Below are 14,764 nucleotides of genomic sequence, written 5' to 3' on the forward strand. Positions count from 1 at the left end.
TCTCAGGCCACCGGCCCGGCGGCCTCCGCCCGGCCGCTGAGCGCTTCCAGGTCGCTCTTACGGACCCGGATCACCAGGACGGCCGTCACCAGCGCGATCAGCACCATCGCCACGGCGGCCGTGAACGCCGAGGAGATGCCGGAGGTCAGCACCTCGTGGCCCCACGGCGGGGGCAGCTCCTGCGTCCTCATCGCCTCGGCCTGCTGCTCGGGCGTCGAGTTCGCGAGGAAGGCGGGCATCTGCTTCTCGCCCTCCTCGCGGCTCGCCGTACCGAAGATCGTGACCAGGATGGACAGGCCCAGCGAACCACCGACCTGCTGGGTGGCGTTGAGCAGGCCCGACGCGGCCCCCGCCTCGTGCTGGGCCACTCCGGAGACGGCCGTCAGCGTGAGCGTCACGAAGTTGAGGCCCATGCCGAAGCCGAACAGGATCATCGGGCCGAGGACGCCGCTCGCGTAGCTGCTGTCCGAGCTGATGAACGTCAGCCAGAACAGCCCCGCCCCGGTGATCGCCGCACCGCTCACCATGAACGGCTTGGGGCCGAGCACCGGCAGCAGCCGCTGGGCGAGTCCCGCGCCGGCGCCGATCGCGAAGGTCACGGGAAGGAAGGCGAGTCCGGACTGGATCGGGGTGTAACCCAGGACGTTCTGCACCCAGAGCACGATGAAGAAGAACATGCCGAACATGGCGGCCGCCAGGCTGAGCATGATGACGTACGTGCCCGAGCGGTTGCGGTCTGCGAACATCCGGAGCGGGGTGATCGGTTCCTTCGCGCGGGACTCCACGATCGCGAAGGCGAGGAGAAGGATGACCGCCGAGACGAAGGAACCGATGGTCAGCGCGTCTTCCCAGCCCTTCTCGGATGCGCGGATGAACCCGTAGACCAGCGCCGCCATACCGAGTGTCGAGGTCGCGGCGCCCGCGATGTCGAACCGGCCGGGGTGCCGCTCGGACTCCGCGATGTAGCGCGGGGTCAGGAAGGCGATCAGCAGCCCGATGGGGACGTTCACGAAGAGGACCCAGCGCCAGTCCAGCCACTCCGTGAGGACGCCGCCGGCGAGCAGACCGATCGCGCCGCCACCGGCGGAGACCGCGGCGAACACGCCGAACGCCCGGTTGCGTTCAGGACCTTCGGGGAACGTCGTGGTGATCAGCGCGAGCGAGGTGGGCGAGGCGATGGCGCCGCCGACGCCCTGCAGGGCCCGCGCGGCGAGCAGCTGCCAGGGTTCCTGGGCGAAGCCGCCGAGCAGCGAGGCGAAGGTGAAGAGCAGGATGCCGGCCATGAACACCCGGCGGCGCCCCAGGATGTCCCCGGCCCGTCCGCCGAGGAGCAGCAGACCACCGAAGGTGAGCGTGTAGGCGCTGAGCACCCACGACAGATCAGTGGTCGAGAAGGAGAGCGCGTCCTGGATGTGCGGGAGGGCGATGTTCACGATGGTGGCGTCCAGGACGACCATCAGCTGGCAGGCGGCGATGACCGTCAAGGCGATACCCGGCCGTCCTCCGGCGCGAGCTGGTCCGTCCTTGGTCTGTGTGTCGACCGGAGAAGTTGTCACTATGGATCCCCCACGGAAGAATTAGTGAACGCACCCGTTCACTGTTCATCACGGTAGTGAGTCCCCCGCAGTGAACGCAACCGTTCACTGCGCGCTGCCGATGACATGACACCGGCTCAACGGAGAGATCCTGATGGTTACTTCGCGCTCCACGGCCGCCGCCCGGCCGGCCGGGGTGGTACTGCGACGCCGCGGCCCCGTGCTCGAACGGGCCATCCTGGAGGCCGCGCTCGAGCAGCTGAGCAGCGTCGGCTGGAACGGCCTGACGATGGAAGGTGTCGCGGTCGGCGCGCAGACGGGCAAAGCGGCGGTGTACCGGCGATGGCCTTCGAAGGAAGACCTCGTCGCGGATGCGCTCCAGGCCGGACTTCCGGCCTTCGACGAGGCCCCGGACCTGGGGAGTGTGCGCGAGGAGCTGTACGAGCTGTGCCGCCGCGTCCGCGACGTCATGTACTCCAAGCCCGGCTTCGCACTGCGCGCCGTCCTTCACGAATGCGACGCCGAGGCCGCCGAGAGGTTCCACGGGCTGATCGTCACCGGGGTCGTCGAGCCCTCGGCCCGACTCTTCCGGGACGTCCTGCGCCGCGGAATCACGAGGGGCGAGGTGCGTGCGGATGCGAACAACGACCTGGTGGTCGACGTCGTACCCGCGATGATGATGTATCGATCGAAGGTGTGCGCGAGCGAATGGCCGGACCGTGAGATCGCCGATCTGATCGACCGGATCATGGTGCCGCTGCTACGCGCCTGACCGGGGCCGGGCGGCCTCCGAGGGGTGATGCGCACGGACCCGCGGGGGTGCGGCGACGGCCCCTCGGGGGTCCGGCGGGAAACCGGGTATCGCACCCGGCGCCAAGCGGCGTAACCTGTCAGGCGCCATGCCGTACGAACCACCCACCCACACCGTCGAGCGATCGCTCCGAGCCACCACCGGCGCCAAGATCGTTGCCGGAGTCGACGAGGTCGGACGCGGGGCGTGGGCCGGCCCCGTCACCGTGTGCGCCGCCGTCACCGGACTGCGCCGGGCCCCCGAAGGGCTCACCGACTCCAAACTGCTCACCCCCAAGCGCCGTACCGCGCTTGCCGCGGAGCTGGAGCACTGGGTCACGGCGTACGCGCTGGGCGACGCCTCCCCGCAGGAGATAGACGAGCTCGGCATGACCGCCGCGCTGCGGCTCGCGGCCGTCCGGGCGCTCGAAGGCCTCCCCGTGCGGCCCGACGCGGTGATCCTCGACGGCAAGCACGACTACCTCGGCAGCCCCTGGCAGGTCCGTACGGTGATCAAGGGCGACCAGTCCTGCATCGCCGTGGCCGCCGCCTCCGTGATCGCCAAGGTCCGGCGCGATGCCGCCATGGCGGAGCTGGGCGTCGACGGCGAGGACTACGCTGCGTACGCCTTCGGTGCCAACGCGGGCTACCCTTCGCCCGTCCACAAAGCGGCGCTCGAAGAGCTGGGGCCCACCCCGCACCACCGTCTCTCCTGGTCGTACCTGGACGCGATGCCCAGGTGGCGCCACCTCAAAAAGGTCCGCCTCTCCGCCGAGGCGGTCGCGCTGGAAAGCGGGGGCCAACTCGGCTTCGACTTCTGAACTTCCGGTCGCGGGACCCTGCTCAAGGGCCTCCCACGTGGCCGGGGTGCACATGTGTGCCCACCCGCCGGTGCCTCGCGCAGCGGCGTTTGATAGACATCCACTCATGCCTCTCATCCCCGAGGAGCCTCAGATTCACGAGAGCGCCCAGGGTCCCCGCGCCACCGCGGCCGCCGGCCGCCCCGCGTCGACCCCCCGTCCCGTCCCCGGCCCGCGTACCGCGGCCTCCCCGCGTCCCGGACGCCCTGTTCCCGGCCCTGCCAGGCCCGCGGCGCCGCGTCCGGTCCCCGGCCCCGGGCCGTCTCCGGCGAACGCCCCGGAGAATCGTTCCGATCAGCGATCCACGCCGCAGCTCCAGCTGATCCCGGCCCCCGCGGTCGGCGCACTCGACGCCGCCGAAGAGGCCCTGGACCTGCTCCTGGAGAGCGGCCGGGCGCCGGGTGAGGTCCTGGTGCTCACCACCGGCGACCCGCACCCGTGGGCCACGCACGAGCTGTCCTTCGGTGAGGCCGCCTACTGGGCCCAGCAGGACACCGGCGACGACGTGTTCTTCGCGCACGCCGCCGCCGTGGAGCGGGCGACCGCCCGCCCCGTGGTGATCGTTGCCGTCAACGGCGGAGACGAGGCGACGGCCGCCAAGGCCCTGCCGTCGGCCATGGCGCGCGCTGGAGCCCTGCTCGTCGTCTGCGGTGACCCGGAGCGCGTCACATCGCTCCTCGGAGCGGGCGCCGGCGTCTGACCGACTGCCCTTCCGCCGGACCGCACCGGGTCCGGCGGGGGCCGACGCCGTCCGCGATCAGCGCGCGGCGGCCCGGCGCAGGGGCTCGGTCGCGCCGCTCGCTGTTCTCGGCGTCAGACGGCCGAGCTCGGCCGGCCCTTCGCCGAGCGGCAGGGGAAGCGAATCGGAGCTCGGGTGACGGCCGCCGCGGCCTTCGCCGAGCACCTGCCAACCCGTGTGGGTGAGCGTGATGTACGCGCCGCAGCGGAGTCCGTGCAAGGTGCAGGCGTCGCGGAGCCCCCACATCCAGGCGCCGTCCTCCTCGGTCCAGCGCTCGTCGCCCTCACGGCAGTACATCAACACGGCGGTCCGTACGGGGGTACGCCTGCGGAGGTCGTGCGGAATGACCCTCCGCAGATGTGCGAGCAGCGCGTTGCGGAACTCCCAGCCGTCCGCCGGCGTGGGACGACGGACGAACGAGGCGCTGGCGGCGATCCGTTCCTCGTGGTCCAGGACCGCGAGGACCGCCATCGAGGGCGTGGGCGTGTGGCGCGAGTGCAGTCCGCCGACGACCTCACGCGGATTGCGCAACAGGGGGATCCCCGCCGCGGACCACTCGGCCGGTTCGAGTATCCGAGCGAGGCGGTTGGCGGACTCGGACGACGATCTGAGCGAGGCGGCTGTGGGCGGAGCGAATCCGAGGGTCACGGTCCTCCCTTCGGATACGCGCCCGCTAGGCGGGCAAGGTCGGGTGAGGGCGCACCACAGCACAGCCCGCCCGGACCGCTGGCGGGGCGTGCGAGGCGGTTTCCCAATTCTTGCTGGCCCGTGGGCGAGCGGCAACGAGCAATTGAGGCCGCTGACGGGATTGCGTCGGTATGCCTTTCATATCCCTGCCCAGTTGCCCATTGTTCACTCCCTGTTCGCCCTCCCGTTTCACCCCTGGACGGCGAGCACCAGCGGATACACCCCTTCCGCTCCGGCCCGTCGCAGCAGCCGGGCCGCCACGGCCAAGGTCCAACCGCTGTCGGACAGATCGTCGACGAGGAGCACCGGCCCGCCCGCCGCGGCCAGCCGCTCGCCCAGTTCGGCGGAGACCGTCAGGGTGCGCTGCAGCCCCACCACCCGCTGGGCGCTGTTGGTCCGGGACAGGCGTACATCCTCCGCCTCGGGCGCGTATTCCACCGCTCCGAGCAGGGGCATTCTGCCGATCTCGGCGATCCGCTGTCCGAGTGAACCCACCAGTCGAGGCCTCCGGTGGGAGGCGACCGTGACCACACCGGCCGGCCGGGCAGGGGCGTCGGACGCCCCGGAGGCCCAACCGCCGGGCCCCTTCGCCCAGTCGGCCAGTACATGCACCACCGCCTGCACGACATCGTCCGGAACCTGACCATCGGCAGCGCTGTCGGCGAGCAGCGGACGCAGCCGGTTGCCCCAGCCGATGTCCGAGAGCCGCCCCAGGGCCCGGCCGCCGAAAGCCTGCTCGCCCGCCGGGATACGACCCTTCAGATCGACCCCGACGGCCGCGAGTCCGGTCGGCCACATCTTCCGGGGCTCGACCTCCACCCCGGGCCGGCCGAGCTCGCCCTTGGCAGCGTCGAGCGCCGCGTCGGAGACCTTCGGATCGAACCGGCTCCCCGCGCAGTTGTCGCAGCGACCGCAGGGTGCGGCCTCCTCGTCGTCCAACTGACGGCGCAGGAACTCCATCCGGCACCCCGACGACGCCGCGTAGTCGCGCATCGCCTGCTGCTCGGCCTCCCTCTGGCGCGCCACCCAGGCGTACCGCTCGGTGTCGTACACCCAGGGGCGGCCCGTGCTCTCCCACCCGCCCTTCACCCGGCGCACCGCGCCGTCCACGTCGAGGACCTTGAGCATCGTCTCCAGACGGGTCCTGCGCAGCTCCACCAGGGGCTCCAGCGCGGGCAGGGACAAGGGCCTGCCCGCCTGCGCGAGCACGTCGATCGTGCGGCGCACCTGCTCCTCCGGCGGGAAGGCGACCGAGGCGAAGTAGCGCCAGATCGCCTCGTCCTCCTGCCCGGGCAGCAGCAGCACCTCGGCGTGCTCCACACCTCGCCCGGCACGGCCGACCTGCTGGTAGTACGCGATCGGGGAGGACGGCGATCCGAGGTGCACCACGAAACCCAGGTCGGGCTTGTCGAAGCCCATCCCGAGGGCGGAGGTCGCCACGAGGGCCTTGACCCGGTTGGCCTGGAGGTCGTCCTCCGCCTGCTGCCGGTCGGCGTTCTCCGTCCGGCCCGTGTACGAGGAGACCGTGTGCCCGCACTGGCGCAGATAGGCCGTGACCTCGTCCGCCGCCGCGACCGTCAGCGTGTAGATGATGCCGGAACCGGGCAGCTCGCCGATGTGGTCGGCCAGCCAGGCCAGCCGGTGGGCGGCGTCCGGCAGCCGGACCACGCCCAGGCTCAGGCTCTCCCGGTCCAGCGCGCCGCGCAGCACCAGGGCGTCCGTACCCGCGCCCGTGCCGAGCTGCTCGGCCACGTCCGCCGTCACGCGGGCGTTCGCCGTGGCCGTGGTGGCGAGCACCGGAACCCCGGACGGCAGGTCCGCCAGCATCGTGCGCAGCCGGCGGTAGTCGGGCCGGAAGTCGTGCCCCCAGTCGGAGATGCAGTGCGCCTCGTCGACCACGAGTAGCCCGGTGGCGGCGGCGAGCCGGGGAAGCACCTGGTCGCGAAAGTCCGGATTGTTGAGCCGCTCGGGGCTCACCAGGAGCACATCCACCTCACCGGCGGCCACCTCCTCCTGGACCGTGTCCCACTCCTCCGTGTTCGACGAGTTGATCGTCCGGGCGCGGATGCCCGCCCGAGCGGCCGCCTCCACCTGGTTGCGCATCAGCGCGAGCAGCGGGGAGACGATCACGGTCGGGCCGCTGCCGCGCTCACGGAGCAGCGAGGTCGCCACGAAGTACACGGCCGACTTGCCCCAGCCCGTCCGCTGGACCACCAGGGCCCGGCGCCGGTCGGCGACCAGGGCCTCGATGGCCCGCCACTGGTCCTCGCGCAGTCTCGCCGTGCCGGTCGGGTCCGAGACGAGACGGGCGAGCACGGCATCGGCGGCGGTCCGGAGTGCGGCGCGGTCTTCCAGGGGGTCTGCGTGGGTCATGACTCCATGCAACCCGATGCCTCGGACAATGCGCGAACGAGCGCCGAACCTGTGGACAACTCGACAGGTCGACGGAAGCCGCGTTCCGGGAGTTATCCACAGGGGTTTCGGATTTCGGGAGATCACGAGACCGTCCTGACCATGAACGCGAATCACCACGAATCCAGTGACCTCTCCCGTACCCGGATCACCCTGCGCGGCCCGGCAGAACTGGCCGACGCCCTGCCGTTCGTGCTGGGCTTCCACCCCACCGACTCCGTCGTCCTGGTCGCCCTCCACGGCGAGCACGGGCGCTTCGGAGGACGGGTCAGGCTGGGCATTCCCCGATCGCCCCGCGAATGGGCGTCCACTGCCGATCACCTCGCCGAATGCCTCGTCGAGGGAGGCGAGAGGAGCGGCACCCGACCCGACGGCATCGTCGTCTTCCTGTGCCAGGACCCCGCGCCGGGCGAGACGGGCCGCAGGGTCATGGAGCGGCTGCGCCCGTTCGCCCAGCGGCTGCGCACGGCGTGCGGCGCCCTCGACATCCCGGTCTACGAGGCCCTCTGCATCTCCGACGGTCTCTTCTTCTCCTACTGCTGCCCCGACGCCCGCTGCTGCCCGCCCGACGGCACCCCGCTCGCCCTCAGCGGTACGTCGGTGATGGCGGCGACCGCGGCGTACGCCGGAGTCCAGGTGCGGGGGACGCTGCGGGACATGGAGCGGAGGCTCCAGCCGACCGGCGGTCCCGGAGAGGAGGAACAGCGCGCGGCACTCGACGCGAGCGCCGCCGCGATCGTCCCCCGGATCCTCGAGGACGCCGAGGGCGATGGACGGGCGGAGGTGCGCGAGACGACGCTGCGCCTCGCTCGGGAAGTTCTCCGCCGATTCGCCAATCCGACGGGGGAGGTCGGCACGACCGGCCAAAGCGGCGGCCAGAGCGGCGGATCGACCGCCCCGAGGACCGTCAGGGGGAGCGCCGCAGGCACCGACGAGAGTGACGCGGCCGACGACGCCCTGGTCGAGACCGGCGAAGCGGCCGCGCTGATCCTCGGTCTCCAGGACCGGGCCACCCGGGACCGCGCCGCCGAATGGATGGAAGGCTGGGAGGGCACCGCCGCCCTGCGCCTCTGGCGCGTCCTTGCCCGGCGCTGCGTCGCCCCCTACCAGGAGCACGCCGCCGCACCGCTCACCCTCGCGGGCTGGACGGCCTGGTCCACCGGCGACGAGCCGACCGCCCGGGTCGCCCTCGGACTCGCGCTCGACATCGACCCCGAGTACGTCTTCGCCCGGCTGCTGCACCAGGCGTGCAACGAAGGGCTCGACCCCGAATCGCTCCGCTCCTGCCTGCGGAGCGAGCGGGACAGCCGGATCGCCTCGAACGAGGCCGCTTCGGGCACATCCCCGAGCGTCCGGGCGCGCGTGGCCCGCCCGCAGAGCGGCCGGCAGCCACTGAGGAAGCCCGGTCGCCAGACCGGTGGAGCGGAGCGCCGTGCCGCGGCCGGAGTCCGGCCCGGCGGACCCGCCGCGAGCAAGCCCGGGAGCGGAAGTCCGAGGCGCGGCGGGCAGCGCGGCACCAGGAGCGGCCGATGACGACCGTGACCCGGCCACCCGTCGGCGCGTTCAGCTCTCTGGCGGAGTCGTCCGAACCGTCCCGCCGACCCTTCGCCGGCCGCCCGGTCCGCACAGAGAGCACCCCGTACCCGCCATGGCCCTCAGTCCTGTCCCGGCCCCCGGCCGCCCCACCGGACCCCCGAACGGCCACGCGCCCGGACGCCTCACCGGACGCCAGCCCGTGTCCGGCGTCGGTACCGGCGCCGCGCCGCCGCGCCCGGCCCGGCCAGCGGAGCTCCCCACGGTGCACGACGCGCTCCTCTGCGTCGCCCTGCCCGCCCTCGCCGTCTGCGCCGAGCACGGCCAGCTCACCGGCGAGGGACCCGAGGGCGTGTACGCGGCGGGGCGACGGCTCCTCTCCCGCTCCGTCCTGCGCGTGGCCGGGCGTGAGCCGGTCGCCCTCCAGGGACGTATGGCGGCCGCGGACCGGGCGGTGTTCCTCGGAGTCCTCCGGGTCCCCGGGGACATGGGCCCCGATCCCGGACTCACCGTCGAACGCACCCGGAGCGCCGACGGCAGCGAGCGGATCACCCTGCGCAGCGCCGTCGCCCGCCCCCTCCGGCTCCCCGTGGAAATCGCTCTGGGGTCGGATCTCGCGGACCTGGGCGCGGTGGCATCCGGCAGGCCCGGACCCGAGCTCACCGCGAGCGTCCACGGCACCGGCCTGCGCTGGACCGGCGACGGCGGACGATCCGTCACCGTCACGGCGGACCCGCCGCCCATGGACGCGCTGGCGGCGGCGGGGGTCCTCCGCTGGGAGGCCGAGCTGGCGCCCGGGGGCACGTTCACGGTCCGGCTGCGGGTACGCGACGGCTCGCCGGGCCGCCCCGCCAGCACCCCGGGCGGTGCCGGGCGCCCCGGAGGCCACGTCCTCGCCGAAGCCCTCGCCGAGGGCGACGACCCCCGCCCCGGGGAGCTGCTGCGGGCCTCCGTCGAGGACCTGCGGGCCCTGCTCCAGCGCGACCCGGCGCACCCGGCGGACGTCCATCTCGCCGCAGGCGTCCCCTGGCGCTGCGGACCCGTCACCGCCGAGGCGCTCTGGGCGGCCCGCATGGCCCTGCCCCTCGGCACCCGGCTCGCCGTCACCACCCTGCGCGCCCTCGGGCGCACCCAAATCTCCGGCGGCGGAACCGAGTCCGGCCGCATCCCGGGACCCCTCAGGGACGCAGGCCCGCACCTGCCGCCCCGTTGCACCGGCATCGAGGCCACCCTCGCCTATCCGGTCGTGCTCGCCGAGGCCCGCCGCTGGGGGCTGCCGGCAGCGGACCTGGAAGAACTGCTGCCCATGGCGGAGCGCTGCCTCGACTGGCTGCGCCGGACGGCCGGCGCGAGCGGGCTCGTGCCGGACCCGGGGCCCGCCGGGCCCTGGCGCGCCGAGACGCAGGCGCACGCGCATCGCGCGGCGCTGCTCGGAGCGGACCTGCTCGACGCCTGCGACAGGCCCGGGGGAGACGCACTGCGCGCTGCCGCAGGGACCCTGCGCGAGCGCTTCCGGCGGGAGTTCTGGCTGGACGACCGGGCCGGCGGCCGCCCCGCCGTGGCCCGCGGACCGGACGGCCGGACCTCGCCCCAGTTGGGTGGCTGGGCCGCGCATCTGCTCGACACCGGTCTGCTGGGCGGCGGCAAACTCGCCCATGGGCTGCTGGACAGGACGGAGACCGAACAGGTGGCGAGACTGCTCGGCACCCCCGCCCTGGACTCCGGCTGGGGACTGCGCAGCTTGGGCGCCAAGGAGCCGGGACACAACCCCTTCGGCCACCGTGCGGGTGCGGTGCGGGTGCACGAGACGGCGGTCGCCGTGGCGGGACTCGCCGCCCTCGGCCACGAGAAGGAGGCCGCCTCCATGCTCCGTGGGCTGCTCGACGCGGCGGAGGCCTTCACGTACCGGCTCCCCGAGATGTACGCAGGGGAGCAGCGCACGGCGGGCGGGCGACCGGTGCCGCACCCGGCCGCGTGCCGGCCGGCGGCCGTCGCGGCCGCCGGAGCCGTCCACGCGCTGCTCGCCCTCGCCGGAATCCGGCCGGACGCGCCGGGCCGGTCCGTGTCGACGCATCCCCTGCGGTCGGCGCCGCTCGGAGCGATCCGGTTCTCGGGGATCGTGGTCGCGAATGAGCCGTTCGCCGTGCGGGTCGGCAGGCTCGGTCTCGGTATGGTCGAGGAGGCCGCAGAGGGCCTTCAACTGGGGGTGTGACGGGATGCCGGGCACAGACACGACGGAAGCCTCGCGACAGGGCGCGGAAGTCAGCGCGGATGCTCCCGAGGGGCGTGCTTATCGTCAGGAAGACGACTATGATCGCGGCATGCCTCCCTACGACCCGTCGGCCTTTCCGCCTTTCGCCGTGACCGTCGATCTGGTCGTGCTCACCGTGCGCCGCCATGCGCTCTGCACCCTGGTCGTACGACGGGGAGAGGCGCCGTACCAGGGGCGTTGGGCGCTGCCCGGCGGCTTCGTGCGCGAGGACGAGGACCTCAGCGGTGCCGCCGCGCGCGAGTTGGTCGAGGAGACGGGCCTCTGCGCCCACGATCCGGCCGCCCCGCCGCCCGTCCCGAGCAACGGCGCGCACCTGGAGCAGCTGGCGACGTACGGGGCGCCGGACCGTGACCCCCGCATGCGCGTGGTCAGCGTCGCGCATCTGGCGCTCGCGCCGGACCTGCCCGCGCCGCGGGCCGGAGGCGACGCGAACAGCGCCCGCTGGGCTCCCGTCGAGGAGCTGCTCGGCGAGGACGTGCTCGCCGGGACCGCCGTGGTCACCGGAGCGGCCCGTGACTCCGGAGAGGCCGGGGAGTCGGGTGGCGCCGATGGGGACGCTGGTGACGGTAAGGGAGGCGGCCCGGTGGCGCTGGCCTTCGACCATGCCCGCATCCTCGCCGACGGAGTGGAGCGCGCCCGCTCCAAGATCGAGTACTCCTCCCTGGCCACGGCCTTCTGCCCGCCGGAGTTCACGGTCGGAGAGCTGCGACGCGTCTACGAGGCCGTCTGGGGTGTGGCCCTGGATCCGCGCAACTTCCACCGGAAGGTGACCGGCACGCCCGGCTTCCTCGTTCCGGCCGGCGGGACCACGACCCGTCAGGGCGGGCGCCCGGCCCAGCTCTTCAGGGCTGGTGGGGCGACTCTCCTCAACCCTCCGATGTTGCGCCCCGAGGTCTGACAGACCGGTGTTTCCGGCGCTCCTGGGTGTCAATCCTGCGCCGAAAGTCCGAAATGTAGCGTTATCTTGCTGCGGTAGCGCCGCCCTGCCGCGGAGCGGTGTCACCTACCGCGAGAGAAGCGATGCTCCAGGCAATCGGACTGACCAGCACTCCCCGCCGCGATCGCCCGCCCGCCGTGGACGATCTGACCTTCGAGGCGCGGCCGGGCACCGTGACCGCTCTCCTCGGTGGCGCGGGCTCCGGCAAGACCACCGCGCTCCGGCTCATGCTCGAACTCGAGCCGGGCCGCGGGGCCACCTACTTCCGGGGCCGGCCGCTGCACCGCATCGCCCACCCTCAACGCGAGGTCGGCGTCCTCCTCGGCGACATCCCCGGGCACCCCTCCCGCACGCTCGGGGGCCAGCTGCGGATGCTCTGCGCCGCCGCGGGGGTTCCCGCCTCGCGGGCCGGGGAACTCACCCGGGCCGTCGGTCTCGACGGCCTGGAGCGCCGGCGCATCGGCACCCTGCCGATCGGGGCCGATCGCCGACTCGGTCTCGCCTCAGCCCTGTTGGGCGACCCCCACACCCTGCTGCTCGACGAGCCGGGCGCCGGCCTCTCCGCGCCCGAGAGTGCCTGGCTGTACGAGCTGCTCCGGGCGCACGCGGACGACGGGGGAACCGTGCTGTACACCACGGCGGACCCCAAGGACGCGGTCCGCAACGCCGACCGGGTCGTCACGCTCGGCGGTGGGCGCCTCGTCGCCGATCAGGACGTCACCGAGTTCGCCCGTACCCGGCTGCGCCCCCGCGTCGCGGTCCGCACCCCGCAGGCGGCACGGCTCGCCGCGGTCGTGACCCAGGAGGCGAGGGCCGCCCGGCGGCAGGTCGAGGTCGTCGCCGAGGACGGCAACCGGCTGTCCGTCTACGGGAGCGACTGCGCGGCCGTCGGCGACACGGCGTTCCGTCACGGCGTACCGATCCACCGGCTCACCGCGGAGACCGGCGACACCGCCGACAGCCTGCCCGTTCGGCGTACTCCGGCGGGAAAGGGCCGCCCGGAGCCCGGCTCCGGACGGCAGGCCGGACCCGGCGGCCCCGGACCCGGTGGCCCCGTGCCGAGTGTCCCCGTGCCCAGTGGCCCCGCGTCCAGTGGCCCGGTGCCCCGCGATTCCGTCGCCGAGGAGCGGGGTGGGGCTCGGAGGCCCGTCCGCTCGCCCCTGCGGCCGTTGCGGTACGAGATCCATCGCCTTCTGGGTGTGCCGTCCACCCCGCTGGTCGTGGCGGCCGTTCTGCTCGGCTCCGTGACCCTCGCCCTGCTCCTCGGGCGGGGCGGGAGTGCCGCGCTGCCCGCGGTCCTGGCCGGCTGGCCCGCGCTCTCCCCGCTGCCGCCCGCGGCACTCGGGGCCGGGCTGCTCGGCGCCTTCTCCTTCGGTGAGGAGTACCGCTATCCCGCGCTCACCACGGGCCGGGGAGCCGTGCCGCGCAGACCCGGACTGCTGCTGGCCAAGCTGGCCGTGGCGGCCGTCGTCGCCCTGGTGCTCGGGGCGGCCGTGGTCGTGGTGGATCTTGAGGTTCTCCGGTTCGTCTACGGCGCGGAGTTGATCTCCGTACCGAAGAACTGGCCTACCCTCTGCGCGAGTTGGCTGGGGCTGATGGTCGGTTGCGCCTGGGCCGGAGTTCTCGGCGCCGGGGTGTTCCGGGCGGCGGCGGCCGGTGTGGCGGCGGTCCTCGCGGTACCGGTCGCCTTCGTTCCGCTCCTCCAGAAGGTGCTGACCGGACCCTCGGTGCGGTCGGCCGCAGGACTTCCTTCGCGACTCAGGGAGTTCGCCGGTCCGCAGTGGTCCCCGGCGGTCGATCGCTGGCTGGCGGGAGGGCTGAGGGTGCTCGGGCAGCCCGCGGGAGTGGCGCTCTCGCTGACGTTGACCGGGTTGCTCTGCGCCTATGTGTTCACCGGCCTTCGCCGTAAGGCGCGTTGGTGATCACTTGCGGACCTAAAGATTCCGGTTCGGGTTCAACTCTCTTGAAAACTGCCGGTAATGTCCGAATAATCGTCAATTGTGTAGGGGGTGCCGATCACCCTTTCGTGTGCTTTTCACCAAAGACCTCAAGGGTCACGGAAGCAGCGCCGACAAAGGATGCGTGAGTACCCTTGCGCACACCATGATGACCGCCGCCCGCTCCGTCGACTCCGGCCTCGGCGCCCCGGGCGATCTCGACCGCTACCCCTACGCGGAGGCGCCCGCCGCCGGCCGCGTGGGCCCGCCCTCCTGGGAGGGGGTGGACACCGACCTGGGCCGCGTCGGCCGCCGGAGCGCCGGCAACCGGGGGCGGGGGCTGCACGGCCAGCTCGTCCAGCAGCTCGGCCAGATGATCGTCTCCGGCGATCTCGGGGCCGACCGCCCGCTCGTCCCCGAGGAGATCGGCCAGCGGTTCGAGGTCTCACGGACCGTCGTCCGCGAGTCGCTGCGCGTGCTCGAGGCCAAGGGGCTCGTCAGTGCCCGCCCGAACGTCGGCACCCGCGTCAGGCCCGTCAGCGACTGGAACCTCCTCGACCCCGACATCATCGAGTGGCGTGCCTTCGGCCCGCAGCGCGACGACCAGCGCCGTGAGCTGAACGAGCTGCGCTGGACGATCGAGCCCCTGGCCGCCCGCCTCGCCGCCGGGCACGGTCGCGAGGACGTGCAGCAGCGACTCGCCGACATGGTCGAGATCATGGGCCACGCGTTCGCCCAGGGGGACGGCATCACGTTCTCCCGCGCCGACACCGAGTTCCACTCGCTCCTCATCCAGCTCGCCGGAAACCGCATGCTGGAGCACCTCTCCGGCATCGTCGGCTCGGCGCTCCAGGTGTCCGGCGGTCCCGTCACGGGCTGCGACCGCCCGAGTGAGGCCTGTCTCGCGCACCACGCGCGGATCGTGGACGCGCTCGCCACGGGCGACGCACTCGGCGCCGAGACGGCCATGCGGGCCCTGCTCACGGTCCACCCCGAGGTGGAGCGGGTCGTTCCCGCCCCCCGCGAACACTGAACCGCGGGCCGTGGCCGGAAGCGCGGAGGT

The 14,764-nt window shown here is 73.1% G+C and carries 11 protein-coding genes; 8 read left to right on the forward strand and 3 right to left on the reverse strand.

Features of this window, described 5'->3' with window-relative positions; genetic code table 11:
* Positions 1-2: 2 nt before the first annotated feature.
* On the reverse strand, positions 3-1,556 hold the full coding sequence (locus ACFQ79_RS10215) for an MFS transporter (protein WP_383581015.1): 1,554 nt from the start codon (positions 1,554-1,556) through the stop codon (positions 3-5).
* 133 nt (positions 1,557-1,689) lie between these two features.
* On the opposite strand from ACFQ79_RS10215, the gene ACFQ79_RS10220 reads away from it, so the two are divergent.
* The 3 genes from ACFQ79_RS10220 to ACFQ79_RS10230 all read left to right on the forward strand — a co-directional run bounded on the left by ACFQ79_RS10220 (position 1,690) and on the right by ACFQ79_RS10230 (position 3,884).
* Positions 1,690-2,307 (forward strand): TetR/AcrR family transcriptional regulator, encoded by a 618-nt coding sequence (locus tag ACFQ79_RS10220; protein ID WP_383581017.1) that lies wholly within the window; start codon positions 1,690-1,692, stop codon positions 2,305-2,307.
* A gap of 127 nt (positions 2,308-2,434) precedes the next feature.
* Entirely contained in the window at positions 2,435-3,145 is a 711-nt protein-coding gene (locus tag ACFQ79_RS10225; RefSeq protein ID WP_383581019.1) for a ribonuclease HII, read from the forward strand.
* 106 nt (positions 3,146-3,251) lie between these two features.
* Positions 3,252-3,884, forward strand: a complete 633-nt coding sequence (locus ACFQ79_RS10230) for a hypothetical protein (protein WP_383581021.1) — start codon at positions 3,252-3,254, stop codon at positions 3,882-3,884.
* Positions 3,885-3,941: 57 nt separating this feature from the next.
* Here the strand turns inward: ACFQ79_RS10230 and ACFQ79_RS10235 are convergent, their stop codons facing one another.
* Together ACFQ79_RS10235 and ACFQ79_RS10240 are read right to left on the reverse strand one after the other, a co-directional pair.
* A complete protein-coding gene (locus tag ACFQ79_RS10235) occupies positions 3,942-4,571 on the reverse strand; it encodes a hypothetical protein (protein WP_383581023.1) in 630 nt (209 codons plus the stop codon).
* Positions 4,572-4,799: 228 nt separating this feature from the next.
* Complete coding sequence (locus ACFQ79_RS10240) at positions 4,800-6,983, reverse strand: RecQ family ATP-dependent DNA helicase (protein WP_383581026.1); 2,184 nt, start codon at positions 6,981-6,983, stop codon at positions 4,800-4,802.
* Between the two features lie 141 nt (positions 6,984-7,124).
* On the opposite strand from ACFQ79_RS10240, the gene ACFQ79_RS10245 reads away from it, so the two are divergent.
* The 5 genes from ACFQ79_RS10245 (at position 7,125) to ACFQ79_RS10265 (ending at position 14,734) form a co-directional block, all read left to right on the forward strand.
* Positions 7,125-8,555, forward strand: a complete 1,431-nt coding sequence (locus tag ACFQ79_RS10245; RefSeq protein ID WP_383581028.1) for a DUF4192 domain-containing protein — start codon at positions 7,125-7,127, stop codon at positions 8,553-8,555.
* Positions 8,556-8,670: 115 nt separating this feature from the next.
* The gene (locus ACFQ79_RS10250; RefSeq protein WP_383581031.1) at positions 8,671-10,767 is read left to right on the forward strand and encodes a glycogen debranching N-terminal domain-containing protein; all 2,097 of its coding nucleotides are present in this window, start codon (positions 8,671-8,673) and stop codon (positions 10,765-10,767) included.
* Between the two features lie 109 nt (positions 10,768-10,876).
* Positions 10,877-11,725 (forward strand): NUDIX domain-containing protein, encoded by an 849-nt coding sequence (locus tag ACFQ79_RS10255; RefSeq protein WP_383581034.1) that lies wholly within the window; start codon positions 10,877-10,879, stop codon positions 11,723-11,725.
* Positions 11,726-11,847: 122 nt separating this feature from the next.
* Entirely contained in the window at positions 11,848-13,686 is a 1,839-nt protein-coding gene (locus ACFQ79_RS10260; protein ID WP_383581037.1) for an ATP-binding cassette domain-containing protein, read from the forward strand.
* 160 nt (positions 13,687-13,846) lie between these two features.
* Positions 13,847-14,734 carry a FadR/GntR family transcriptional regulator gene (locus ACFQ79_RS10265; RefSeq protein ID WP_383581039.1) on the forward strand — a complete coding sequence of 296 codons (888 nt, stop codon included), beginning with the start codon at positions 13,847-13,849 and terminating at the stop codon, positions 14,732-14,734.
* Positions 14,735-14,764 lie beyond the last annotated feature (30 nt).

Origin of the sequence: Streptomyces sp. NPDC056480, assembly GCF_042795405.1 — a bacterium.
In the GTDB taxonomy this organism is placed as follows: Bacteria; Actinomycetota; Actinomycetes; order Streptomycetales; family Streptomycetaceae; genus Streptomyces.